Raw genomic sequence first — 22,486 nt, 5'->3', positions numbered from 1 at the left:
TCGATCTGGGTTGGCGAGGCATCGCGCTCGATGACGACATCGCCGACATTGTCGACGAAGTAGCTGTCGTTGCCCGCGCCGCCGTCCATGGTGTCGGCGCCTGCCATTCCGTTCAGGGTGTTGTCCTGGGCGTTACCGATGAGCACGTTGTCCAGACTGTTGCCGGTCAGACTGGCTGCGTTGCCGATCAACTGGCCTTCTTCGATATTGGCGCTCAAGGTGTAGTTGACGCTGGCCTGTACTGTGTCACGGCCCTCGTTCGCGGCTTCAACGATGATGTCGCCGGTATTGTCGACGATGTAGGTGTCGTCACCCAGGCCGCCGACCATGCGGTCGCCTCCTGCACCACCGTTGATCACATCATTGCCAGCGCCGCCGAACAGGTTGTTGGCCAGGGCATTGCCGATCAACACGTTGTCCAGTTCATTGCCGGCCAGGCTGATGGCGTTGCCGATCAACTGGCCTTCTTCGATGTTGGCACTCAAGGTGTAGTTAACGAAGCTGAGCACCGTATCGTAACCTTCGTTCGCCGCTTCGATGACGATATCGCCCGCGTTGTCGACGGCGTACGTGTCGTTACCCTTGCCGCCACTCATCGTGTCGACGCCGGCACCCCCGTTGATTTCATTGTTGCCGTCGTTGCCGATCAGAACGTTGTTCAATTCGTTACCGACTGCATAGGTATTTGCGGTGCCGGTCAGCGTCAGGTTTTCCAGGTTGGCACCCAGTTTCCAGCTGATCGATGATTTGACCGTGTCAATTTCGTTCGCCAGGATACTGGTTTCACTGATGACGTCATTGACGTTGTCGACGATGTAGGTGTCATTGCCGGTACCGCCAGCCATGAAGTCGGCACCCAGGCCGCCGTCGAGGATGTTGTTTCCGCTGTTGCCGGTGATGCGGTTGTTCAATGCGTTGCCGGTGCCGTTGAGGTTGTCGCTGCCCAGCAGGTTGAGCCACTCGACATTGGCGCCCAGGGTGTAATCGATCACCGAGTTGACGGCGTCGATCTGGGTTGGCGAGGCATCGCGCTCGATGACGACATCGCCGACATTGTCGACGAAGTAGCTGTCGTTCCCCGCGCCGCCGTCCATGGTGTCGGCGCCTGCCATTCCGTTCAGGGTGTTGTCCTGGGCGTTGCCGATGAGCATGTTGTCCAGATCGTTGCCGGTCAGGCTGGCGGCGTTGCCGATCAACTGGCCTTCTTCGATATTGGCGCTCAAGGTGTAGTTGACGCTGGCCTGTACTGTGTCACGGCCCTCGTTCGCGGCTTCAACGATGATGTCGCCGGTATTGTCGACGATGTAGGTGTCGTCACCCAGGCCGCCGACCATGCGATCGCCTCCTGCGCCACCGTTGATCACATCATTGCCAGCGCCGCCGAACAGGTTGTTGGCCAGGGCATTGCCGATCAACACGTTGTCCAGTTCATTGCCGGTCAGGCTGATGGCGTTGCCGATCAACTGGCCTTCTTCGATGTTGGCGCCGAGGGTGTAGTCGATATAACTCACTACCGTGTCGTAACCCTCGTTTGCAGCCTCAATGATAATATCGCCGACGCTGTCGACGGCGTAGGTGTCGTTCCCTTTGCCGCCGCTCATAGTGTCGCTGCCGGCGCCACCATTAAGAGTGTTGTTTCCGTCGTTACCGATGAGTACGTTGTTCAGCGCATTACCGATGGCATAAGTGTCTCGGGTACCGGTCAGAGTGAGGTTTTCGAGATTGGCACCCAGTGCGTAGTTGACCGACGAGTTAACCGTGTCGATCTCGCCGATCAGGGTGCTGGTTTCACTGACGATGTCGTTTACGTTGTCGACAATGTAGGTGTCATTGCCTGTGCCGCCAGCCATGAAGTCGGCACCGATGCCGCCATCAAGGATGTTGTTGCCGGCATTACCGTTGATACGGTTGTTGAGCGAGTTACCGGTACCGTTCAAGTTATCGGTGCCAAGCAAGGTCAGGTTCTCGACGTTGGCGCCCAGGGTGTAATCGATTGTGCTCATGACGCTATCGATTTCCGTAGGCGATGTGCCGCGTTCGATGACCACGTCGCCAACGTTGTCGACAAAGTACGTATCGTTACCGGCGCCACCATCCATGGTATCTGCACCTTCCAGACCCACCAGCGAATTATCCAGAGCGTTACCGATCAAGGTGTCATTGAAATTCGAGCCGAAGGCGTTTTCGATATTGGTGCCGTAAGCGATGGCCAGGCCTGAATTGAACAAGCTGCCATCTGGAGCCAGGAATGCTTTGCCGATAGTGCTGAACTGGCCTGGATTGAGGTTGATGCTGACGCCTGAAAGCTGATTACTGGCATCGATCGTGTCGGAGCCGCCACCATCCCAGATAGTTTCGAATACGGACTTTGTCGGCGCCCAGGAGTAGACGTTATTGCCTGCCTGCCACTGAGTATTGGCGCCATACAGACTCTGGATGGCGAGAATATCCAGCAGCATCGGAGTCGTGGGTTGATAGGAGTAAGAGTCGTTGTAACTCATGACGGTGAAGCGTACGTCGTCCAGTGACGGATCCAGCAGCAGCTTGTTGTCCGGCGTGGTGTCGAATGGGTGCTTGAGGCCCAGCGCGTGGCCGATTTCATGCACGAACGTCAGGTAGTCGAACGAGCCTTTTACCGGGTTTGGATCGTCGGTGGATGGGCCGATCCAGACATCGCCACCAGCAGGTGTTTCGTCGGGGAAGTACGCCCATGCGGCGTATTTGCTATCCATGCCCATGTAACCACCGAAGCGCAGATCTCCGACATTGGCAGCCGATTCAGGCACCAGGGAGAATTGCACGTTGGCGACAGCGCTCCAGCCACTCAACGCGCTGATGACAGCCGATTGTTGTGTGTTGGACAGCGTGAAACCGTTCAAATACTCATTCGACGGACTGTAGTCACGGGCGAAAAACGAACCGGTGTCGATGAAACTGTAGGTGAGTTTGACCGGCATTCCTCTCTCGTCCCAGCGGCCGGTCCAATGATCATCCGCCAGCAAGGCGTCGACAGACTTGTTACCGGTCATACTTGTAAAAGTGGTAAACGAATAGCGGAGAGGGCTTGGCATGGGACGTTCCTGGTTGATATCTGCGGTCCTTCCTGAACGCGACCGCTACAAAAATATGATTTTGCATGAGAAATTGTACATTTGACATCATTGAGCCACTATTTTCTGATTAGTGGCGTCAATTCTCTGACCTGGCGATCTGTGTCGGCGAGTGAAGTAGAATCCTTAGGCAAAACCCCAGCCGTTCGTCCAGGAAACTCATGACCTTGCCAAGCCCGTTCATTCGAGAAACCTTCCCCGTCGGCCCCTTGCAGTGCAATTGCACGATCATCGGCGATTCGATCACCAAAAAAGCCATCGTCGTCGACCCGGGCGGCAATCCTGATCTCATCATGGCCAGGCTCGACGCCCTGGGCCTGAAGGTTGTCAGCATCATCCACACCCACGCGCACCTCGATCACTTCCTCGCCTCTGGTCAGATGAAAGAGAAGACCGGCGCCACCCTGCACTTGCATAAAGAAGATCAGTTCCTGTGGGACAACCTCGAGATGCAATGCCAGATGTTCGGCGTGCCATATACGCCGGTGCCGTCACCGGATCGCTGGTTGAGCGACGATGAAGAGCTGGCCTGCGGCTGCGGCGTGGCCTTGCACACACCGGGGCATACGCCAGGTTCCATGAGCTTCTGGTTTTCCGAGGCTAAGCTGTTGATTGCCGGCGACACGCTGTTTCGTCGCGGAGTAGGGCGCACGGATTTGTGGGGCGGCGATCAGGCGACCATCGTGCGATCGATCAAGCAGCGGCTGTACACCCTGGATGAAGACGCGACTGTTGTGGCCGGGCATGGTCCGGATACGCGTCTGGGGGATGAAATGCGCGAGAACCCGTTTGTGCGTGCCTAAACATTTTGTCACGGGTGCCCAGCGGAATTTTTGTGCATTGTCATGATCCAACGCCCGCACGGGCCAGTTGCCAATGGCCGCTGCACCACAGAATGCAAAATGTAGGAGCACTCCATGTTCACCACGCGTCGTTTGATTATTGTCGCTACTGCCGTGGCCGTCTTGTCCGGCTGCGCCTCGCCCAACCCGTATGACAATCAGGGTCAGGCCGACGGTGGCTCCCAGGGCATGAGCAAAACCGCCAAGTACGGTGGGCTCGGTGCGCTGGCCGGCGCGCTGGCCGGTGCCGCCATCGACCACAACAACCGCGGCAAGGGTGCGCTGATCGGCGCAGCCGTCGTCGGTGCCTCGGCCGCCGGTTACGGCTACTACGCCGACCAGCAGGAGAAAAAACTGCGCGCCAGCATGGCCAACACCGGGGTTGAAGTGCAGCGTCAGGGCGATCAGATCAAGCTGATCATGCCGGGCAACATCACCTTCGCCACCGATTCGGCGAACATCGCTTCCAGCTTCTATCAGCCGCTGAACAACCTGGCCAACTCGCTCAAAGAGTTCAACCAGAACCAGATCGAAATCGTCGGTTACACCGACAGCACCGGCAGCCGTCAGCACAACATGGACCTGTCCCAGCGTCGTGCGCAGAGCGTGGCGACCTACCTGACTTCGCAAGGCGTCAGCGGTGCCAACCTGAGTGCTCGCGGTGCCGGTCCGGATAATCCGATTGCCAGCAATGGCGACGTCAATGGCCGCGCGCAGAACCGCCGCGTCGAGGTTAACCTCAAGGCCATCCCTGGCCAGCAGTACGGTGGCCAGCAACAGCCGGGTACGGTTCAGCAGTACCCGTAACCGTCAGGTACAAAAAAGCCCCCGGACAAGTGATTGTCTGGGGGCTTTTTGTTGGCGCGAAGGCTGATTACTTCTTCAGGCCGTAATGCTCGTCGAGCATGCCCGGCGAGTTCGGGGTCTTCGGCGCGTAGTCACGCGGCGGTTCCTGATCCCGTGGTGGCGTCAGGCGTTCCCGTGGAGCCTGTGCCGCGTCGGCGTGCAGCGAGGCGAGCAAGCGTTGACGGGTCTGCTCGTCCAGGGCCAGGCGGTTGGCGCCCTCGGCGAGGTGGTCCTGCACTTCCTGATAACTCTGGGTCAGTTTCTTGACCAGATTGGCGGTGCTGTTGAAGTGGGTCACCACTTCGTTCTGATAACTGTCGAAACGTTCCTGAATATCATCCAGTTGACGCTGCGTGCGGCTGGGCGCGGCGTTCGGCGCAACGCGAGCGATCAGGAAACCAATGGCGACACCCACAACCAGGGCAAGAGTCGGTAACAACCAAACTAAGAGCGAGTGTTCCACGAGTCCTTCCTCTATAAACGGCTTTGCTTTACGTTAACGGCTCGAACCTGCGCTGTATACCGCGATTCACTCGCAATAGACTGGCACAGACAATTTGCTAGACGAGTCGACCCGATTCGAGGTCACGGAGTTCCTTCCTTGCTGATGCGTGAAACCCCTGTAGTGATTGATGGCCCGGTGGGTCAACTTGAGTCTTTGTATCTGGACAATGAGCAGCCACGCGGCATCGCGCTGATCTGCCACCCGAACCCGGTGCAGGGCGGCACCATGCTCAACAAGGTCGTCTCGACCCTGCAGCGCACCGCGCGTGACGCGGGCCTGATCACCTTGCGCTTCAACTATCGCGGCGTCGGTGCCAGCGAGGGTTCCCATGACATGGGCACCGGTGAAGTCGACGACGCCCAGGCCGCTGCCGCATGGCTGCTGGAAAAACACCCGGATCTGCCGCTGACCCTGTTCGGTTTCTCCTTCGGCGGATTTGTTGCAGCAAGTCTCGGCGGTCGACTCGAAGCCCAAGGCATCACGCTCAAGCACCTGTTCATGGTTGCGCCGGCGGTGATGCGTCTGGGTGATCAGGATCAACTGCCGCAGCAGGGCGAGCTGACCGTGATCCAGCCGGAAACCGACGAAGTGATCGATCCGCAGCTGGTCTACGACTGGTCTGACAAACTCCAGCGCCCCCATGAGCTGCTGAAAGTGGCAGAATGCGGACACTTTTTTCATGGCAAGCTGACCGATCTCAAGGATCTGATCCTGCCGCGTCTCTCGAATTGATTGCAGTCTGACAAGCGATTACCCATGACGAACCGTACCCGCATCCTCACCGGCATCACCACCACCGGCACCCCGCACCTGGGCAACTACGCCGGCGCCATCCGCCCGGCGATTCTCGCCAGCCGCGACAGCAATGCCGACTCGTTCTACTTCCTGGCCGACTATCACGCCCTGATCAAGTGCGATGACCCGCTGCGCATCCAGCGCTCGCGTCTGGAAATCGCCGCGACCTGGCTGGCCGGTGGCCTGGATGTGGATCGCGTGACCTTCTACCGTCAGTCCGACATTCCGGAAATCCCCGAGCTGACCTGGTTGCTGACCTGCGTCGCCGCCAAGGGCCTGCTCAACCGCGCCCACGCCTACAAGGCTTCGGTGGACAAGAACGTCGAGACCGGCGAAGACCCGGATGCCGGCATCACCATGGGCTTGTACAGCTATCCGGTGCTGATGGCGGCGGACATTCTGATGTTCAACGCGCACAAGGTGCCGGTCGGTCGCGACCAGATCCAGCACGTGGAAATGGCCCGTGATATCGGCCAGCGCTTCAACCACCTGTTCGGCCAGGGCAAGGAGTTCTTCACCATGCCCGAAGCGCTGATCGAGGAAAGCGTGGCCACGTTGCCGGGCCTGGACGGTCGCAAGATGTCCAAGAGCTACGACAACACCATCCCGCTGTTCTCCAGCGCCAAGGAAATGAAGGACGCGATTTCGCGCATCGTTACCGACTCCCGCGCGCCGGGCGAAGCGAAAGATCCGGACAACTCGCACCTGTTCACTCTGTTCCAGGCTTTCTCCACACCGGCGCAGGCCGACGAATTCCGCAGCGAACTGCTGGGTGGTCTGGGTTGGGGCGAGGCGAAGAACCGTCTGTTCCAATTGCTGGATAACGAACTGGGCGAGTCCCGCGAGCGTTATCACCAGTTGATCGAACGCCCGGCAGATCTGGAAGACATCCTGCAACACGGCGCCAAGAAGGCCCGTGCGGTGGCGACGCCGTTCCTCAACGAACTGCGCGAAGCGGTCGGCCTGCGTTCTTTCGTCAATCAGGTTCAGGTGGCCGCGACCACCAAGAAGAAAGCCGCGAAAGCCGCACGTTTCGTCAGCTTCCGTGAAGACGATGGCAGCTTCCGTTTCCGTCTGCTGGCGGCTGACGGCGAGCAACTGCTTCTGTCGCGCAACTTCGCCGACGGTAAAACCGCCGGTCAGGTGACCAAGCAGCTGCAATCGGGTCAGGCGCTGGATGTACGCAGCGAAGACCTGAGCTTCAGCGTCTGGCTGGAAGGCGAGTGTGTCGGCGACAGCCCGGCGTTCGCCGACGTGGCTGCGCGGGATGCAGCTGTCGAGGCGTTGCGGATCGCTCTGACACCGGTTCAGGAATAATCAACGGGCCGGCCCGACCAAGGGCCGATTGCCATTCCCACGGGCCATCGCTACAGTGACGGCCCGTTTTTGTTGCCTTGCTAACGAATTATGACGCCCCTAGAACGATATCAAGCTGATCTGAAACGCCCGGACTTCTTCCATGATGCGGCGCAGGAAACTGCCGTGCGTCATCTGCAACGCCTGTACGACGATCTGATCGCGGCCGAGCAGAACAAGCCGGGTTTGCTGGGCAAGCTGTTTGGCAAGAAGGATCAGACGCCGGTCAAGGGCCTGTACTTCTGGGGCGGCGTGGGTCGCGGCAAGACTTACCTGGTGGACACCTTCTTCGAAGCACTGCCATTCAAGGAAAAGACCCGCACTCACTTCCACCGCTTCATGAAGCGCGTGCACGAAGAGATGAAAACCCTCGGCGGCGAGAAAAACCCGCTGACCATCATCGCCAAGCGCTTCGCGACGGAATCGCGGGTTATCTGCTTCGATGAGTTCTTCGTCTCCGACATCACCGACGCCATGATCCTCGGTACGCTGATGGAAGAGCTGTTCAAGAACGGCGTGACCCTAGTCGCCACGTCGAACATCGTGCCGGACGGCCTGTACAAGGACGGCCTGCAACGCGCGCGCTTCCTGCCGGCCATCGCACTGATCAAGCAGAACACCGAGATCGTCAACGTCGACAGCGGCGTCGACTACCGTTTGCGCCACCTCGAACAAGCGGAGCTGTTTCATTTCCCGCTCGACGAAGCTGCTCACGAAAGCCTGCGCAAGAGCTTCCGCGCGCTGACGCCTGAATGCACGGCGGCGGTGGAGAACGATGTGTTGATCATCGAGAACCGCGAAATCCGTGCCCTGCGCACTTGCGACGACGTGGCCTGGTTCGACTTCCGCGAACTGTGCGACGGCCCGCGCAGCCAGAATGACTACATCGAGCTCGGCAAGATCTTCCATGCCGTGCTGCTCAGTGGCGTGGAGCAGATGAGCGTCACCACCGACGACATCGCCCGCCGCTTCATCAACATGGTCGACGAGTTCTACGACCGTAACGTCAAACTGATCATTTCTGCCGAAGTCGAGTTGAAAGACCTGTATACCGGCGGGCGTCTGACGTTCGAGTTCCAGCGTACCCTCAGCCGTCTGCTGGAGATGCAATCCCACGAATTCCTGTCCCGGGCACACAAGCCTTAAGCGGATTCGGCAAACAAAAAGGGCCTGCAGATGCAGGCCCTTTTTTGTGTCTGGTCGAATCGTCAGGCAGCTTGCTGGAACTGCTGCCGGTACTGGTTCGGCGACAGTTCAGTGTGCTGGCGGAACAGGCGTGCGAAGAAGCTCGCATCGTCGTAGCCGACTTCGTAGCTGATGGTCTTGATGCTCTTGCGACTACCGGAGAGCAAGCCCTTGGCGGTCTCGATGCGCAGCCGTTGCAGATAGTGCAGCGGTTTGTCGCCGGTGGCGGTCTGGAAGCGGCGCATGAAGTTGCGGATGCTCATGCCGTGCTCGCGGGCCACGTCTTCGAAGCGGAACTTGTCGGCGAAATGCTCTTCGAGCCAGTGCTGGATCTGCAGGATGATCACGTCCTGGTGCAGCTTCTGGCCACCGAAACCGATGCGGCCCGGTGCGTAGCTGCGCTGCACTTCATAGAGAATGTCGCGGGCTACCGCCTGGGCCACATTGGCACCGCAGAAGCGCTCGATCAGGTAGATGTAGAGATCGCAGGCGGAGGTGGTGCCGCCGGCGCAATACAGGTTGTCGGCGTCGGTCAGGTGCTTGTCCTGATTGAGATAGACCTGCGGGAAGCGCTCGGCGAAGGCGTTGAAGAAGCGCCAGTAGGTGGTCGCTTCCTTGCCGTTGAGCAACCCGGCCTCGGCCAGCCAGAACACTCCGGTGGCCTCGCCGCAGAGCACGGCGCCCCGGGCATGCTGTTCGCGCAGCCACGGCAGGATCTGTGGATAACGTTGGCACAGCGTATCGAAATCGTCCCAGAACGCCGGGAGGATAATGACATCGGCATTTTCCAGGCCGCCGTCCACCGGCATGACCACGTCACTGAAGCTGTTCACCGGTTTGCCGTCAGGGCTGACCAGGCGTGTTTCGAATGCCGGAGTCAGGCCGTGGCCCAGTTGTTTGCCGTAACGTAGGCTGGCCAGATGGAAGAAATCCTTGGCTTGCATGAGGGTTGAAGCGAAAACCCGGTCGATCGCCAGGATGCTGACGCGCCGCAAGGGCGTGGAGACTTGCTTGGACATAATTCAACTTTTGTTTTTATAAGGGAAAGTGGTCACCAGACGGCTGGATCGTCTTATTTTTTGTCGGATGTGTCCAGTGTCCTGTATCGGAAGCGAGGCTTAGTCTCTGAAGGTCTGATCCCTCCAACAATAAAGAAAAGGTGCCGCATGATTCCCAGAACCTTGTTCAGCTCCGAGCACGAATTGTTCCGCGACAGCGTACGAACATTCCTCGAAAAAGAGGCCGTGCCGTTCCATGGGCAATGGGAAAAACAAGGCTACATCGACCGCAAACTGTGGAACAAGGCGGGGGAGGCGGGGATGCTCTGCTCGCACCTGCCGGAGGAATACGGTGGGTTGGGGGCGGACTTTCTTTACAGTGCGGTGGTCATCGAGGAAGTAGGGCGGCTGGGTCTGACCGGTATCGGTTTTTCACTGCATTCGGACATCGTCGCGCCGTACATCCTGCATTACGGCAGTGAGGCGCTGAAGCAGAAATACCTACCGAAGCTGGTGTCCGGCGAGATGGTGACCGCGATCGCCATGACCGAGCCGGGCGCCGGTTCCGACCTGCAAGGGGTCAAGACCACGGCGGTGCTGGATGGCGACGAATATGTGATCAACGGTTCGAAAACCTTTATCACCAATGGCTTCCTGGCGGATCTGGTGATCGTCGTCGCCAAGACCGATCCCAAAGCCGGCGCCAAGGGCACCAGCCTGTTTTTGGTGGAGGCGAACACGCCGGGCTTCGACAAGGGCAAGCGCCTGGAGAAGGTCGGAATGAAGGCTCAGGACACGTCGGAATTGTTCTTCCAGGACGTGCGCGTGCCGAAGGAAAACCTGCTGGGTCAGGCCGGGGCGGGATTTGCCTATCTGATGCAGGAGCTGCCGCAGGAACGTTTGACTGTGGCGATTGGCGGCCTGGCTTCAGCCGAGGCGGCGCTTCAGTGGACGCTGGATTACACCCGCGAGCGCAAGGCGTTCGGCAAGTCGATTGCCGACTTCCAGAATACCCGCTTCAAGCTGGCGGAAATGGCCACCGAGATTCAGATCGGCCGGGTGTTCGTCGACCGCTGCCTGGAGTTGCATCTGCAAGGCAAGCTCGATGTGCCGACGGCGGCGATGGCAAAGTACTGGGGCACCGACCTGCAATGCAAGGTGCTCGACGAGTGCGTGCAGCTGCATGGCGGCTACGGTTTCATGTGGGAATACCCGGTGGCCCGGGCCTGGGCGGATGCGCGGGTGCAGCGGATCTATGCCGGCACCAATGAAATCATGAAGGAGATCATTGCGCGGTCGCTTTGATCCGAGCGTGTGATCGTTCCCACGCTCTGCGTGGGAATGCCGCCATGGACGCTCTGCGTCCGCTTTGGGAGTGACGCGGAGCGTCACGGTATGCGTTCCCACGCAGAGCGTGGGAACGATCATCATCTAAAGATTAATCAAGGCGCCGGGTTCGGATGATCCTTGTGAATCGCTTCGATCCCTTCCAGCACTTCCCTCGACAGTTTCAGCTCGTAGCTGGCGATGTTGCTGTCCAGTTGCTCCAGCGTCGTTGCCCCGATGATGTTGCTGGTGACGAACGGTTGCTGGTTCACAAAGGCCAGAGCCATTTGCGCCGGATCCAGACCGTGTTCACGAGCCAGCGCCACGTAACGGCTGCACGCCGCTTCCGATTGCGGGTTGAAATAGCGGCTGAAGCGGCTGTAGAGGCTCAGGCGGCCTTTTGGCGGACGCGCCCCACCTTCGTACTTGCCCGACAGGAAACCGAACGCGAGCGGCGAATAGGCGAGCAGACCGCATTGTTCACGGATGGCGATTTCCGCCAGGCCGATCTCGAAGCTGCGGTTGAGCAGGTTGTACGGGTTCTGGATTGACACGGCGCGCGGCCAGCCACGGGCTTCGGCCAGGGCGAGAAAACGCATGGTGCCCCACGGGGTCTCGTTGGACAGGCCGATGTGACGGATCTTGCCGGCCTTCACTTGCTCATCGAGCGCTTCAAGGGTGTCTTCGAGCGGCGTCAGGTTGGCTTCGGTCTGGTGCTTGTAGCCCAGCTGTCCGAAAAAGTTGGTGCTGCGCTCCGGCCAGTGCAATTGATACAGATCGATGTAGTCGGTCTGTAGGCGCTTGAGGCTGGCGTCCACGGCTTCGGTGATGTGCTGGCGGTTGTGGCGCAGGTTCTTGTCGCGGATGTAGTCGATGGTGTTGCCGGGGCCGGCGATCTTGCTGGCGAGGATCCAGTCGGCGCGGTCGCCACGGCTCTTGAAGTAATTGCCGATGTAGCGCTCGGTGGTGGCGTAGGTTTCGGCTTTCGGCGGCACCGGGTACATCTCGGCGGTGTCGAGGAAATTGATCCCGGCCTCTTTTGCCCGCTCGATCTGGGCGAAGGCTTCAGCTTCAGTGTTTTGCTCGCCCCAGGTCATGGTGCCGAGGCAGATTGCACTCACGTTCAGGTCGGTACGGCCTAGCTGGCGATAGTCCATCGGGTGCTCCTTGGGCAAAACAAGCATAAAAGCAGGTTGAAATTTTTTTCGCAATCTGCATAATTGCCGACCTCTTTCTGCAGTGGAAGTGATGCGCCGCCGCCGAAGAATCTTGCCGTTGAACGGACGCGCCGACCCGAGCCCCCGAAAGCGTCTGTATCCGGCTGCCTTTGACTTGTCAAAGTACGCACTATTCAGTAAGATCCGCCGTCTTATTTACAGGCGGCCCCTGAGGCTATAAAGAATGAAAACTTTTACTGCTAAACCGGAAACAGTAAAGCGCGACTGGTTTGTCGTCGACGCTGCTGGTCAGACCCTGGGTCGTCTGGCCACCGAAATCGCGAGCCGTCTGCGTGGCAAGCACAAGCCTGAGTACACTCCTCACGTTGACACCGGCGACTACATCGTCGTAATCAACGCTGAGCAGATCCGTGTTACCGGTGCTAAAACCACTGACAAAATGTACTACTCCCACTCCGGTTTCCCGGGCGGCATCAAGTCGATCAACTTTGAAAAGCTGATCGCCAAGGCCCCTGAGCGCGTGATCGAGACCGCGGTTAAAGGCATGCTGCCTAAAAACCCACTGGGTCGCGACATGTACCGTAAGCTGAAAGTCTATGCGGGCGCTGCACACCCTCATACTGCTCAGCAGCCCCAAGAACTGAAGATTTAACGGAATAGTTCATTATGTCGGCGACTCAAAATTACGGCACTGGCCGTCGCAAGACCGCAACCGCACGCGTTTTCCTGCGTCCGGGTACTGGTAACATCTCCATCAACAACCGCTCCCTGGACACGTTCTTCGGTCGCGAAACTGCCCGCATGGTAGTTCGTCAGCCGCTGGAACTGACTGAGACTGTCGAGAAGTTCGACATCTACGTCACCGTCATCGGTGGTGGTGTAAGTGGTCAAGCTGGCGCAATCCGCCACGGCATCACTCGCGCTCTGATGGACTACGACGAAACCCTGCGTAGCGCTCTGCGCAAAGCTGGCTTCGTTACTCGCGACGCCCGTGAAGTTGAACGTAAGAAAGTTGGTCTGCGTAAAGCGCGTAAGCGTCCGCAGTACTCGAAGCGTTAATTTCGCTTCCACGTTCAAAAAGAACGCCCGATTCCTCACGGAACCGGGCGTTTTTTTATGCGTGCGATTTCTTGAATAATTGCGCTGTGACAACTTGCCACATTCGTAGACCCCCTATACTACAAGGCTTGAGGGCCAGCCCTCCGGGTAATTACCTTGTCAGAATTGGGGGTTTTCATTACCATTCGGCAAAATTTTTATAAGTACATAGTTTCAATTTAGTAGACGCCTGATTTAACAGGCCACAAAGCTGATGGGAGAGGACTGAATGAGCAATGACGGCGTGAATGCAGGCCGGCGTCGCTTCTTGGTAGCAGCCACATCCGTGGTGGGTGCTGCAGGAGCGGTGGGGGCTGCGGTCCCGTTCGTGGGGTCATGGTTTCCCAGTGCCAAGGCGAAGGCTGCCGGAGCACCGGTGAAAGTGAATGTCAGCAAAATCGAGCCAGGGCAGCAGATGATTGCTGAATGGCGCGGCCAGCCGGTGTTCATTGTCCGCCGTACCGAGGAAATCCTGGGGAATCTCAAGAAGATCGAGGGCCAGCTCTCCGATCCGACCTCCAAAAACTCCACGCAACCCACTTATGTCGACCCTGAAGTGCGTTCGATCAAGCCGGAAATCCTCCTGTTGATCGGGATCTGCACTCACCTGGGTTGCTCACCGACTTTCCGTCCCGAAGTGGCACCCGCGGATCTGGGCAAAGACTGGGTAGGCGGCTATTTCTGCCCTTGCCACGGTTCCCACTACGATCTGGCTGGCCGCGTCTACAAGTCGCAACCTGCGCCTTTGAACCTGCCAGTACCCCCGCATTCCTATGAGACCGATGACCTGATTGTCATTGGCGTCGATACGGAGAAAGCGTGATGAGCAAGTTCATGGATTGGGTTGATGCACGCTTCCCCGCCACCAAGATGTGGGAAGACCATCTCAGCAAGTATTACGCTCCAAAAAACTTCAACTTCTTCTACTTCTTCGGCTCGCTGGCGCTGCTCGTTCTGGTCAACCAGATCGTCACCGGTGTCTGGCTGACCATGAGCTACACCCCGTCGGCGGAAGAAGCGTTCGCTTCCGTCGAATACATCATGCGCGACGTCGAGTACGGTTCGATCTTGCGCCTGCTGCACTCCACCGGCGCTTCGGCGTTCTTCATCGTGGTCTATCTGCACATGTTCCGTGGCCTGCTCTACGGTTCGTACCAGAAACCGCGCGAGCTGGTGTGGGTCTTCGGCATGCTGATCTACCTGGCGCTGATGGCTGAAGCCTTCATGGGTTACCTGCTGCCGTGGGGCCAGATGTCCTACTGGGGTGCCCAGGTGATCATCTCGCTGTTCGGTGCGATCCCGGTCATCGGCAACGACCTGACCCAGTGGATCCGTGGTGACTACCTGATTTCCGGGATCACCCTGAACCGCTTCTTCGCCCTGCACGTGGTTGCGCTGCCGATCGTGATTCTCGGTCTGGTGGTGCTGCACATCCTGGCGTTGCACGAAGTCGGTTCGAACAACCCGGACGGCGTGGACATCAAGAAGCACAAAGACGAAAACGGTATCCCGCTGGACGGCATCGCCTTCCACCCGTACTACACCGTGAAAGATATCGTCGGCGTCGTGGTGTTCCTGTTCATCTTCTGCTTCATCGTGTTCTTCTTCCCGGAAATGGGCGGTTACTTCCTCGAAAAGCCTAACTTCGAGCAAGCCAACCCGTTCAAGACGCCTGAGCACATTGCACCGGTCTGGTACTTCACACCGTTCTACGCAATCTTGCGTGCGGTCCCTGACAAGCTCATGGGCGTTATCGCCATGGGTGCAGCGATTGCGGTGCTGTTCGTCCTGCCGTGGCTCGACCGCAGCCCGGTCAAGTCGATGCGCTACAAAGGCTGGATGAGCAAGATCTGGCTGGTGGTGTTCTGCATTTCGTTCGTGATCCTCGGCATTCTGGGCGTTCTGGCCCCGACGCCAGGCCGTACGCTGCTGTCGCAGGTCTGCACCTTCCTGTACTTCGCCTACTTCATTCTGATGCCGTTCTACACCAGGCTCGAGAAGACCAAACCGGTTCCGGAAAGGGTGACTGGCTGATGAAAAAGTTATTTTTTGCTCTGATTTTTGCTGCTCTGCCAGTGCTGTCTTTCGCGGCCGAACACGGTGGTCCGGAACTGGAAAAGGTCGACATCGACGTTTCCGACAAGGCTGCCCTGCAGGATGGTGCGCGTACTTTCGCCAACTATTGCATGGGTTGCCACAGTGCCAAGTTTCAGCGTTACGAGCGTGTGGCCGATGATCTCGGCGTTCCGCACGAACTGATGCTGGAGAAATTGGTGTTCACCGGCGCCAAGATCGGCGATCACATGAACATCGGCATGCAGCCGGCCGACGCCAAGACCTGGTTCGGCGCAGCGCCGCCGGACCTGACGCTGGTGGCTCGTGTTCGCGGCACTGACTGGCTCTACGGTTACCTCAAGTCGTTCTACGAAGATCCTGCACGTCCATGGGGCGTGAACAACAAGGTCTTCCCGAACGTCGGCATGCCTAACGTGCTGGTCGGCCTGCAAGGTCGTCAGGTCGTGGGTTGCAAACAGGTACAGATCGTCGAAGACGGCAAGAAGCAATATGACCCGCTGACCGGTACGCCTCTGACTCATGAAGCGTGCGATCAGTTGACCATCGTGCCGAAAACCGGAACCCTCAACGAAGAGCAGTTCGATGAGAAGGTCAAGAATCTGGTAACCTTCCTGGCTTACTCGGCTAACCCGGTTAAGCTGCAACATCAGCGCATCGGTACTTACGTCTTGCTGTACCTGGCGTTCTTCTTTGTGTTCGCCTACCTGCTCAAGCGTGAATACTGGAAAGACGTGCACTGATACGCTTCAAGCAATTGCTGTTAATCGCGCGCGCCCAAGGGCGCCTCTGAAAACGCAACGCCTGGTTCGCCAGCCGTTGCGGGAGGCGCCCTCTGGGCGCGCGCGTTTTTCCGGCTCCGACTATTTCAACAAGCGAGGAGGATCGCCATGGGCGTGACCAATCGGTTGGCCTGTTACTCCGACCCCGCCGACCACTATTCCCACCGAGTGCGCATCGTGCTTGCAGAGAAGGGTGTCAGCGCCGAAATCATTTTTGTGGAGGCTGGTCGTCAGCCGCCTAAACTGATTGAAGTGAACCCTTACGGCAGTCTGCCCACGCTGGTCGATCGTGACCTGGCGTTGTGGGAGTCGACCGTGGTGATGGAATACCTGGATGAGCGTTACCCGCATCCGCCATTGATGCCTGTGTACCCGGTGGCGCGTGCCAACAGTCGTCTGCTGATTCACCGCATTCAGCGTGACTGGTGTGGTCTGGTGGATCTGATTCTGGATTCGCGCACCAAGGAAGCGGCCCGTGCCGTGGCGCGCAAGGAATTGCGCGAAAGCCTGACGGGCGTGTCGCCGCTGTTTGCCGACAAGCCGTTTTTCCTCAGTGAGGAACAAAGTCTGGTGGATTGCTGCCTATTGCCAATACTCTGGCGTTTGCCGATTCTGGGTATAGAACTGCCGCGGCCCGCCAAGCCGCTGCTTGATTATATGGAGCGTCAGTTTGCGCGTGAGGCTTTCCAGGCGAGTCTGTCTGGTGTCGAACGCGACATGCGCTAAGGCTTAAGGAGCCGCTATGAACTCCAGTCGACCTTATCTGGTCCGCGCGCTCTACGAGTGGATTGTGGATAACGATTGCACCCCGCACATGCTGGTCAATTCCGAGTACCCGGCGGTGCAGGTGCCACAGGGATTTGCCAGTGACGGGCAGATTGTCCTGAACATTTCGCCAAGTGCCGTGCGGCACTTGCATATGGACAACGACGTTGTGACCTTCGAAGGTCGCTTCGGTGGCGTCCCGCACAGTCTGTACGTGCCGATTGCTGCAATTCTGGGGATCTACGCCCGGGAGAACGGTCAGGGCATGGTGTTCGATCTGGAGTCGCCGATGGATGACGAAGACGAGATCGAGCAGGATGACGATGTTCCGCCACCGGACAGCGAGCCGCCGCGCCCAAGCGGCCGGCCAAGCCTGAAAGTGGTGAAGTAATAAAAAAGGCGATCCGGTTGGATCGCCTTTTTTGTGCCCGTGGGAGCGAGCCTGCTCGCGATAGCGCTTTCGTAATCGCCACCGGGGGCAGGTCGTTCTCAGTCGATGTATTCGAACAGCTTCACAATCTTCTGCACGCCGGAGACGCCCTGAACCAGGTTGGTCGCCTGGGCGGCTTCCTGTTTGGTCAGCAGGCCCAGCAGGTAAACGATGCCGTTCTCGGTCACGACCTTGATGCGCGAGCCGGGAATGCTGGCGTCGGCGAGCATCTGGGTCTTGATCTTGGTGGTCAGCCAGGAGTCGTTCTGACGGGCAATGAAGCCTGAAGGTGCGATCACTTGCAGTTCGTTGTGAACCTTCTTCACGCGCTGGACGTTGGCGGCGGCCTGTTCGGCCTTCTCCTTGAGGTCTGCGCGCGGGGTCTGGCCGGCCAGCAACACGACACCGTTGAAGCTGGTGACGACGATGTGCGAGTCGTTGTCCAGGGCCGGGTCGGCCTTGGCCACGTTGACGCCGACTTTGGTTTCGATCAGCGAGTCATCGATCTTGCTGCCGAAAGTGCGGGTGCCACGGTCGTCTTCGATCGGCGCTTCACGGCTGGCATTCACCACCGAGGTGCAGCCGCTGATGCCGAGGCACAGGGTCAAGGCCAGAAGGCCAAGGCGATTAGGGGTCATTCTTCACTCCCGAACAGTTGGCTGTCGATCAGATCGCAAAGGCAATGGATCGCCAGCAAGTGGACTTCCTGAATACGTGCGGTGACGTTGGCCGGAACGCGAATCTCGACGTCTTCGGGCAGCAGTAGCGAAGCCATGCCGCCGCCGTCGCGTCCGGTCAATGCTACGACAATCATTTCGCGATCATGTGCGGCCTGGATCGCCTGAATAATGTTCGCCGAGTTGCCGCTGGTCGAAATCGCCAGCAATACGTCACCCGGCTGGCCGAGTGCGCGGATCTGCTTGGAGAACACTTCGTTGTAGCTGTAGTCGTTGGCGATCGAGGTGATGGTCGAGCTGTCGGTGGTCAGCGCGATCGCCGGCAGGCTAGGGCGCTCACGCTCGAAACGGTTGAGCAGTTCCGAGGAGAAGTGCTGGGCATCGCCGGCCGAGCCGCCGTTACCGCACGAGAGCATTTTGCCCTCGTTGAGCAGGGCGTTGACCATCACCTGGCTGGCTTGCTCGATGTGCGGTGCAAGTACGTCCATCGCCTGTTGCTTGGTGTCGATGCTGGCCTGGAAAAGCTGGCGAATTCGGGATTGCATGTCCATCTGTGTGACCTTAATTAGCGCGGCTGTCCGGCACGTGAATGTGCAGCCCGCAAAGCAAAGAGCAAAAGTGTTGAGTGAAAGTGTCCGGGTCGGAGCAGGCGGTCAACTGTCGAACGCATTCTGCAACCAGTTCAGCTGACCCTGGTGGCTGTCGATGGCCACCACGTCGAAGCGGCAGGGGGAATTGGCCCAACGCGACTCGCGCTGAAGAAAATACTGTGCGGCGAAAATCAGTTTCTGCCGTTTGCGCCCATCGATGCTGTCGAGTGCGCCACCCCATTGAGTGTTCTTTCGGTAACGGACTTCGACGAATACTACTGTATCGCCATCAAGCATGACCAGATCAAGCTCACCGCGTTTACATAACCAGTTCTGCGCCAGCAGGCGCAGACCCTGGTGTTGCAGATGCTCGAGCGCCTGGCGCTCGGCATCCTTGCCGCTTTGCAGGTGGGACCTGTCGGGCATCAGCGTGGAGTGTCCGGCAGGCGCTGGATCTGACCGCTGACGAATTGCGCCCATGGCAACTGACGGACGACGCGTTGGGACTGGGTCATGCCCAGGCTGCCCGACTGACCTTCGATGCGGCTGTCCGGCAGTGCCTTGAGCTGATCCAAGCGTGGCGCCAGGCGATAGGCATCGACGCCCATGGCGTACAGGCGGCCGAGGCTGCCGGCGGCTTGTGGCCATTGCGCGGTGACCTGCTGACGCAGCGGATCGCTGGTTTCCAGCAGCCATGGCGTTTCGCAGAAGCGCACGCCGTTCATGTCGTTGTACTGGTTCACGTCGCCGCTGGCGCTGAATACGTGGGAGGTCGCGTAAACCGGCACATCACCGGCGTACTGGAAGTTCAGTGTCGGCTTGATCTGCTGCGCCTGCTGCGGGGTGGCGGCGAGGAAGATGAACTCGATGTCCTGGCGACGCGACGGCTGGGCGGCAACGTTGGTGCCGGCAGCATTCTGCAGGCTCTTGGCGCGGGCTTCGCTCTGACGCAGCTGGAACATGTCGGCGATCTGCTGGGCCAGTTGCACCGGCTGATCGACACGTTCGGTGGCAACGATGCTGCCGCCGTTGGCTTGCCAGTCCTGGCTGAAGGCACGCAGCACACGATCGCCCCATTCGCCTTTCGGCACCATGATGGCGGCGCGATGCAGGCCGTCGGCACGGGCGCGGCGGGAGACTTCGCGGGCTTCGTCTTCAGCGGCCAGACCGAACTGGAACAGTTGCGCCGGGCCCTGATCACCTTCGCTGTAGTTCAGGGCGAGGGTGGTGATCGGCAATTGCGGGCGAGTGCTCAGCTGTTTGACCAGCGGCTTCTCCAGCGGGCCGACGACCAGTTGCACGCCATCGGCCTGGGCCTTGCGGTAGAACTCGTCGAGGTTGGTCAGTTTCGAGCTGTCGTAGAACTCGATGGCCGGTGGTTTCTGGCCGGCTTGCTGAGCCTGATAGTGCGCGGCCATGAAGCCGTCACGCAGGGCCTTGCCGACCGAGGCCAGTTGGCCGTCCTGCGGCAGGAGCAGGGCGATCTTGCTCAGGGGCTGGCTGGCCAGTTCCTTGAGTTTGGTCAGGGGCAGCGGCAGGTTGACTGCAGCTGGGTGTTTCGGATGCTGGTTGCGCCAGTTGTCGATAGCGGCTTGCTGCTGCTCCAGAGTGCCGGCAGTTTTCACTGCCAGGGCCAGGCTCATCCAGCCGCCGAGGTCATCGGTGGTGTTCGCTTGCAGTTGATCGGCGGGCAGCGACGCAATCAGGGTCCAGATCGCTTCGTGGTTCTTGCTGGCGGCTTCGCCTTCCAGCATCGGCGCGATGAAGATGCGCTCGCGTGCGGCAGCCAGGGTCTGGCCGTCGGCTTCAAGGGCGCGGGCGTGAACGGTGCCGGCGCGAACTTGCAGCGGTACGGACATTTCACTCAGGCGTTGCAGGCTTGGGTGGCTCAGGGCAGTCAGCGCGGCTTTCGGCTGATTGCGGGTCATGGCCAGTTCGGCAGACAGGGTGCTGGCGAATGCCTGCTGGCCGGGCTGGAGTTGTTCCATCGGCACTTGCTGCAGGATTTGCGCGGACTGTCCGGCATTGCCCTGGCGGTACGCCATGTCTGCCGCACTCAGGCGCAGCAGCGCAGCCTTGTCCGGCGATTTGGCCTGGGCAGCCTGTTCGAGCAGTTGCTCAATGGTGGCATCCGGGGTCCGTGGAAGTTCGCCAAGGCTGGAGGAAGGGGAGCTGGCGCAAGCCGCCAGCAAGGCAGCGAGGCAGAGGGCAGTGAACAGCCGCAGGCAAGCGATCATGTAAGTGTTCCTGATACTCGATCAAATTAGCGTCGAATTGTACCCAAGCACTGGCCGGGGCGCGATGTTACTGGCATGAAACCGTCAATTTAGCTGATACAAAGAGTGCGCAGCCTCACAATGGTGCGACAAACCGTGTCCGACCCGGACGCATCGTCCGGCGCACGACGCGCTACAATGGCGGCTTTTACCGATCATGAGGTGTGCGCTTTGACTGCTCCAGGTCCTTTGAATTCCGCTGCGGGCTCGCTTTATGTGGTGGCGACGCCCATCGGCAACCTGGATGACATCAGCGCCCGGGCGTTGAAGATCCTGCGCGAGGTGGCGCTGATCGCCGCCGAAGACACACGCCATTCCCAGCGCCTGATGCAGCACTTCGGCATCTCCACGCCGCTGGCAGCCTGTCATGAACACAACGAGCGCGATGAAGGCAGTCGCTTCATTACCCGTCTGCTGGCGGGCGACAACGTCGCACTGATTTCCGATGCCGGTACGCCGCTGATTTCCGATCCGGGCTATCACCTCGTGCGTCAGGCTCGTGCCGCCGGGATCAATGTGGTGCCGGTGCCGGGTGCGTGCGCATTGATCGCAGCGTTATCGGCTGCCGGTCTGCCGTCCGACCGCTTTATCTTCGAAGGCTTTTTGCCGGCCAAGGCCGTGGGGCGCAAGGCGCGTCTGGAAGCTATCAAGGAAGAACCGCGCACGCTGATTTTTTACGAGGCGCCGCACCGTATTCTGGAATGCCTGCAGGATATGGAGGCGGTGTTCGGTGCTGATCGTCCTGCATTGCTCGCTCGTGAAATCACCAAGACCTTCGAAACGCTCAAGGGATTGCCGTTGAGCGAGTTGCGGGCATTCGTCGAGGCCGACAGCAATCAGCAGCGCGGCGAATGCGTTGTAGTCGTGGCGGGCTGGACCGCGCCCGAATCCGAAGACGCCGTCAGCAGTGAAGCGATGCGTATCCTTAACCTGTTGCTGGAAGAGATGCCGCTCAAGCGCGCGGCAGCTCTGGCAGCGCAAATCACCGGTGAGCGCAAAAACGTGCTGTATCAGGTCGCGCTGGATCAGCAAAAAGACGCGTAACCCGTCGCGCAGACCGGTTTGCGGGCTATTAGCGCTTGTTCTTCGGCCGCTCTGCCGTTAACCTGCGCGGCGGAGAGTCGATCGGACAGTCGCTGCCCTCTATGAAAATTAGGGGGGGGAGGAAAGTCCGGGCTCCATAGGGCGAAGTGCCAGGTAATGCCTGGGAGGCGTGAGCCTACGGAAAGTGCCACAGAAAATAACCGCCTAAGCGCTTCGGCGCCGGTAAGGGTGAAAAGGTGCGGTAAGAGCGCACCGCACGTCTGGCAACAGTTCGTGGCTAGGTAAACCCCACTTGGAGCAAGACCAAATAGGGTCCCAAGGCGTGGCCCGCGCTGGGACCGGGTAGGTTGCTAAAGATGTCCAGTGATGGCCATCGTAGACGAATGACTGTTCAAGACAGAACCCGGCTTACAGATCGACTCTCCACCTTTTTCTTTTCCCTGCTTGAATTAAAGGCGACAGGGCTGTTTATTATCAGCAGGCCTGCGCTGGAAATCCGGTAGCGGCAGACGCAGTAATAGCCATTTCCCACCTTGCTTCAATCAACAGCAGAAGCGCTTTTGTAATACCGAAAAAATCTTACTCTTAACAAATTACTTTAACTTTCGAG

22 protein-coding genes and 1 other RNA gene are annotated in these 22,486 nt (G+C 59.0%); 15 read left to right on the top strand and 8 right to left on the bottom strand.

All coding sequences use genetic code 11. The features are described from left to right. Window positions 1-2,957: M10 family metallopeptidase (locus K5E37_RS18215; protein ID WP_260404291.1), on the bottom strand; the 2,957-nt coding region annotated here is incomplete at its 3' end. A gap of 314 nt (window positions 2,958-3,271) precedes the next feature. On the opposite strand from K5E37_RS18215, the gene K5E37_RS18210 reads away from it, so the two are divergent. Together K5E37_RS18210 and K5E37_RS18205 are read left to right on the top strand one after the other, a co-directional pair. Continuing rightward, entirely contained in the window at window positions 3,272-3,913 is a 642-nt protein-coding gene (locus tag K5E37_RS18210) for an MBL fold metallo-hydrolase (RefSeq protein WP_221534747.1), read from the top strand. 114 nt (window positions 3,914-4,027) lie between these two features. Further along, window positions 4,028-4,759, top strand: a complete 732-nt coding sequence (locus tag K5E37_RS18205; RefSeq protein ID WP_007956806.1) for an OmpA family lipoprotein — start codon at window positions 4,028-4,030, stop codon at window positions 4,757-4,759. 67 nt (window positions 4,760-4,826) lie between these two features. Here K5E37_RS18205 and K5E37_RS18200 read toward each other — a convergent pair whose 3' ends face one another. Beyond that, the gene (locus tag K5E37_RS18200) at window positions 4,827-5,261 is read right to left on the bottom strand and encodes a YhcB family protein (RefSeq protein WP_007956803.1); all 435 of its coding nucleotides are present in this window, start codon (window positions 5,259-5,261) and stop codon (window positions 4,827-4,829) included. A 144-nt stretch (window positions 5,262-5,405) separates the two neighbouring features. Here K5E37_RS18200 and K5E37_RS18195 point away from each other — a divergent pair, with 144 nt between their 5' ends. The 3 genes from K5E37_RS18195 (at window position 5,406) to zapE (ending at window position 8,600) form a co-directional block, all read left to right on the top strand. Next, window positions 5,406-6,035: an alpha/beta hydrolase gene (locus K5E37_RS18195; RefSeq protein ID WP_085607037.1), complete on the top strand. Its 630-nt coding sequence runs from the start codon at window positions 5,406-5,408 to the stop codon at window positions 6,033-6,035. 24 nt (window positions 6,036-6,059) lie between these two features. Further along, on the top strand, window positions 6,060-7,415 hold the full coding sequence (locus tag K5E37_RS18190; protein ID WP_007956800.1) for a tryptophan--tRNA ligase: 1,356 nt from the start codon (window positions 6,060-6,062) through the stop codon (window positions 7,413-7,415). Window positions 7,416-7,505: 90 nt separating this feature from the next. Beyond that, window positions 7,506-8,600, top strand: coding sequence for a cell division protein ZapE (gene zapE, locus K5E37_RS18185; RefSeq protein ID WP_085606932.1), 1,095 nt, complete (start codon window positions 7,506-7,508; stop codon window positions 8,598-8,600). Window positions 8,601-8,662: 62 nt separating this feature from the next. Here zapE and K5E37_RS18180 read toward each other — a convergent pair whose 3' ends face one another. Beyond that, complete coding sequence (locus K5E37_RS18180) at window positions 8,663-9,559, bottom strand: GlxA family transcriptional regulator (protein WP_170929381.1); 897 nt, start codon at window positions 9,557-9,559, stop codon at window positions 8,663-8,665. A gap of 246 nt (window positions 9,560-9,805) precedes the next feature. On the opposite strand from K5E37_RS18180, the gene K5E37_RS18175 reads away from it, so the two are divergent. Then, window positions 9,806-10,942: an acyl-CoA dehydrogenase family protein gene (locus K5E37_RS18175; RefSeq protein ID WP_007956797.1), complete on the top strand. Its 1,137-nt coding sequence runs from the start codon at window positions 9,806-9,808 to the stop codon at window positions 10,940-10,942. Between the two features lie 137 nt (window positions 10,943-11,079). On the opposite strand, the gene K5E37_RS18170 is transcribed toward K5E37_RS18175, so the two are convergent. Then, window positions 11,080-12,120: an NADP(H)-dependent aldo-keto reductase gene (locus K5E37_RS18170; protein ID WP_085606928.1), complete on the bottom strand. Its 1,041-nt coding sequence runs from the start codon at window positions 12,118-12,120 to the stop codon at window positions 11,080-11,082. Window positions 12,121-12,364: 244 nt separating this feature from the next. Between K5E37_RS18170 and rplM the strand changes: the two genes are divergently transcribed. The 7 genes from rplM to K5E37_RS18135 all read left to right on the top strand — a co-directional run bounded on the left by rplM (window position 12,365) and on the right by K5E37_RS18135 (window position 17,250). After that, on the top strand, window positions 12,365-12,793 hold the full coding sequence (gene rplM, locus K5E37_RS18165; RefSeq protein ID WP_003228062.1) for a 50S ribosomal protein L13: 429 nt from the start codon (window positions 12,365-12,367) through the stop codon (window positions 12,791-12,793). A 14-nt stretch (window positions 12,794-12,807) separates the two neighbouring features. Further along, window positions 12,808-13,200 carry a 30S ribosomal protein S9 gene (rpsI, locus tag K5E37_RS18160; RefSeq protein WP_007956794.1) on the top strand — a complete coding sequence of 131 codons (393 nt, stop codon included), beginning with the start codon at window positions 12,808-12,810 and terminating at the stop codon, window positions 13,198-13,200. 268 nt (window positions 13,201-13,468) lie between these two features. Next, complete coding sequence (petA, locus tag K5E37_RS18155) at window positions 13,469-14,062, top strand: ubiquinol-cytochrome c reductase iron-sulfur subunit (protein WP_007917031.1); 594 nt, start codon at window positions 13,469-13,471, stop codon at window positions 14,060-14,062. Then, window positions 14,062-15,273, top strand: a complete 1,212-nt coding sequence (locus K5E37_RS18150) for a cytochrome bc complex cytochrome b subunit (protein ID WP_007956792.1) — start codon at window positions 14,062-14,064, stop codon at window positions 15,271-15,273. The genes petA and K5E37_RS18150 overlap by 1 nt, the downstream gene beginning before the upstream one ends. Further along, on the top strand, window positions 15,273-16,055 hold the full coding sequence (locus tag K5E37_RS18145) for a cytochrome c1 (protein ID WP_007956790.1): 783 nt from the start codon (window positions 15,273-15,275) through the stop codon (window positions 16,053-16,055). The genes K5E37_RS18150 and K5E37_RS18145 overlap by 1 nt, the downstream gene beginning before the upstream one ends. A 147-nt stretch (window positions 16,056-16,202) precedes the next feature. Beyond that, a complete protein-coding gene (locus K5E37_RS18140; protein WP_011335872.1) occupies window positions 16,203-16,820 on the top strand; it encodes a glutathione S-transferase N-terminal domain-containing protein in 618 nt (205 codons plus the stop codon). Between the two features lie 16 nt (window positions 16,821-16,836). Next, window positions 16,837-17,250 (top strand): ClpXP protease specificity-enhancing factor, encoded by a 414-nt coding sequence (locus tag K5E37_RS18135; RefSeq protein ID WP_007956787.1) that lies wholly within the window; start codon window positions 16,837-16,839, stop codon window positions 17,248-17,250. A gap of 98 nt (window positions 17,251-17,348) precedes the next feature. On the opposite strand, the gene K5E37_RS18130 is transcribed toward K5E37_RS18135, so the two are convergent. The 4 genes from K5E37_RS18130 to K5E37_RS18115 all read right to left on the bottom strand — a co-directional run bounded on the left by K5E37_RS18130 (window position 17,349) and on the right by K5E37_RS18115 (window position 20,793). Next, entirely contained in the window at window positions 17,349-17,927 is a 579-nt protein-coding gene (locus K5E37_RS18130; RefSeq protein ID WP_085606924.1) for a BON domain-containing protein, read from the bottom strand. After that, window positions 17,924-18,517 (bottom strand): phosphoheptose isomerase, encoded by a 594-nt coding sequence (locus K5E37_RS18125; RefSeq protein ID WP_007928463.1) that lies wholly within the window; start codon window positions 18,515-18,517, stop codon window positions 17,924-17,926. Before K5E37_RS18125 ends, K5E37_RS18130 begins: the two co-directional genes overlap by 4 nt. Before the next feature lie 102 nt (window positions 18,518-18,619). Continuing rightward, entirely contained in the window at window positions 18,620-18,982 is a 363-nt protein-coding gene (locus tag K5E37_RS18120) for a YraN family protein (protein WP_007956783.1), read from the bottom strand. Next, entirely contained in the window at window positions 18,982-20,793 is a 1,812-nt protein-coding gene (locus tag K5E37_RS18115) for a penicillin-binding protein activator (protein WP_221534745.1), read from the bottom strand. The genes K5E37_RS18120 and K5E37_RS18115 overlap by 1 nt, the downstream gene beginning before the upstream one ends. 177 nt (window positions 20,794-20,970) lie before the next feature. Between K5E37_RS18115 and rsmI the strand changes: the two genes are divergently transcribed. Then, entirely contained in the window at window positions 20,971-21,876 is a 906-nt protein-coding gene (gene rsmI / locus K5E37_RS18110; protein WP_074690999.1) for a 16S rRNA (cytidine(1402)-2'-O)-methyltransferase, read from the top strand. 73 nt (window positions 21,877-21,949) lie between these two features. Then, window positions 21,950-22,303, top strand: an RNA gene (gene rnpB, locus K5E37_RS18105) — RNase P RNA component class A. Window positions 22,304-22,486: the final 183 nt, after the last annotated feature.

Source organism: Pseudomonas sp. RIT778 (genome assembly GCF_019718735.1).
Classification (GTDB): Bacteria; Pseudomonadota; Gammaproteobacteria; order Pseudomonadales; family Pseudomonadaceae; genus Aquipseudomonas; species Aquipseudomonas aphyarum.
The sequence above is the reverse complement of the archived record's forward strand: the minus strand, read 5'-3'. Positions and strand labels throughout refer to the sequence as shown.

Excerpts from the sequence above, each read along its gene's own strand:
- petA (WP_007917031.1), top strand. The coding sequence starts at position 13,469 with ATGAGCAATGACGGCGTGAATGCAGGCCGGCGTCGCTTCTTGGTAGCA.
- zapE (WP_085606932.1), top strand. The coding sequence starts at position 7,506 with ATGACGCCCCTAGAACGATATCAAGCTGATCTGAAACGCCCGGACTTC.
- K5E37_RS18170 (WP_085606928.1), bottom strand. The coding sequence starts at position 12,120 with ATGGACTATCGCCAGCTAGGCCGTACCGACCTGAACGTGAGTGCAATC.
- K5E37_RS18175 (WP_007956797.1), top strand. The coding sequence starts at position 9,806 with ATGATTCCCAGAACCTTGTTCAGCTCCGAGCACGAATTGTTCCGCGAC.
- rpsI (WP_007956794.1), top strand. The coding sequence starts at position 12,808 with ATGTCGGCGACTCAAAATTACGGCACTGGCCGTCGCAAGACCGCAACC.
- rplM (WP_003228062.1), top strand. The coding sequence starts at position 12,365 with ATGAAAACTTTTACTGCTAAACCGGAAACAGTAAAGCGCGACTGGTTT.
- K5E37_RS18150 (WP_007956792.1), top strand. The coding sequence starts at position 14,062 with ATGAGCAAGTTCATGGATTGGGTTGATGCACGCTTCCCCGCCACCAAG.
- rsmI (WP_074690999.1), top strand. The coding sequence starts at position 20,971 with ATGGCGGCTTTTACCGATCATGAGGTGTGCGCTTTGACTGCTCCAGGT.
- K5E37_RS18145 (WP_007956790.1), top strand. The coding sequence starts at position 15,273 with ATGAAAAAGTTATTTTTTGCTCTGATTTTTGCTGCTCTGCCAGTGCTG.
- K5E37_RS18115 (WP_221534745.1), bottom strand. The coding sequence starts at position 20,793 with ATGATCGCTTGCCTGCGGCTGTTCACTGCCCTCTGCCTCGCTGCCTTG.
- K5E37_RS18140 (WP_011335872.1), top strand. The coding sequence starts at position 16,203 with ATGGGCGTGACCAATCGGTTGGCCTGTTACTCCGACCCCGCCGACCAC.
- K5E37_RS18195 (WP_085607037.1), top strand. The coding sequence starts at position 5,406 with ATGCGTGAAACCCCTGTAGTGATTGATGGCCCGGTGGGTCAACTTGAG.
- K5E37_RS18125 (WP_007928463.1), bottom strand. The coding sequence starts at position 18,517 with ATGGACATGCAATCCCGAATTCGCCAGCTTTTCCAGGCCAGCATCGAC.
- K5E37_RS18130 (WP_085606924.1), bottom strand. The coding sequence starts at position 17,927 with ATGACCCCTAATCGCCTTGGCCTTCTGGCCTTGACCCTGTGCCTCGGC.
- K5E37_RS18190 (WP_007956800.1), top strand. The coding sequence starts at position 6,060 with ATGACGAACCGTACCCGCATCCTCACCGGCATCACCACCACCGGCACC.
- K5E37_RS18120 (WP_007956783.1), bottom strand. The coding sequence starts at position 18,982 with ATGCCCGACAGGTCCCACCTGCAAAGCGGCAAGGATGCCGAGCGCCAG.
- K5E37_RS18135 (WP_007956787.1), top strand. The coding sequence starts at position 16,837 with ATGAACTCCAGTCGACCTTATCTGGTCCGCGCGCTCTACGAGTGGATT.
- K5E37_RS18210 (WP_221534747.1), top strand. The coding sequence starts at position 3,272 with ATGACCTTGCCAAGCCCGTTCATTCGAGAAACCTTCCCCGTCGGCCCC.
- K5E37_RS18205 (WP_007956806.1), top strand. The coding sequence starts at position 4,028 with ATGTTCACCACGCGTCGTTTGATTATTGTCGCTACTGCCGTGGCCGTC.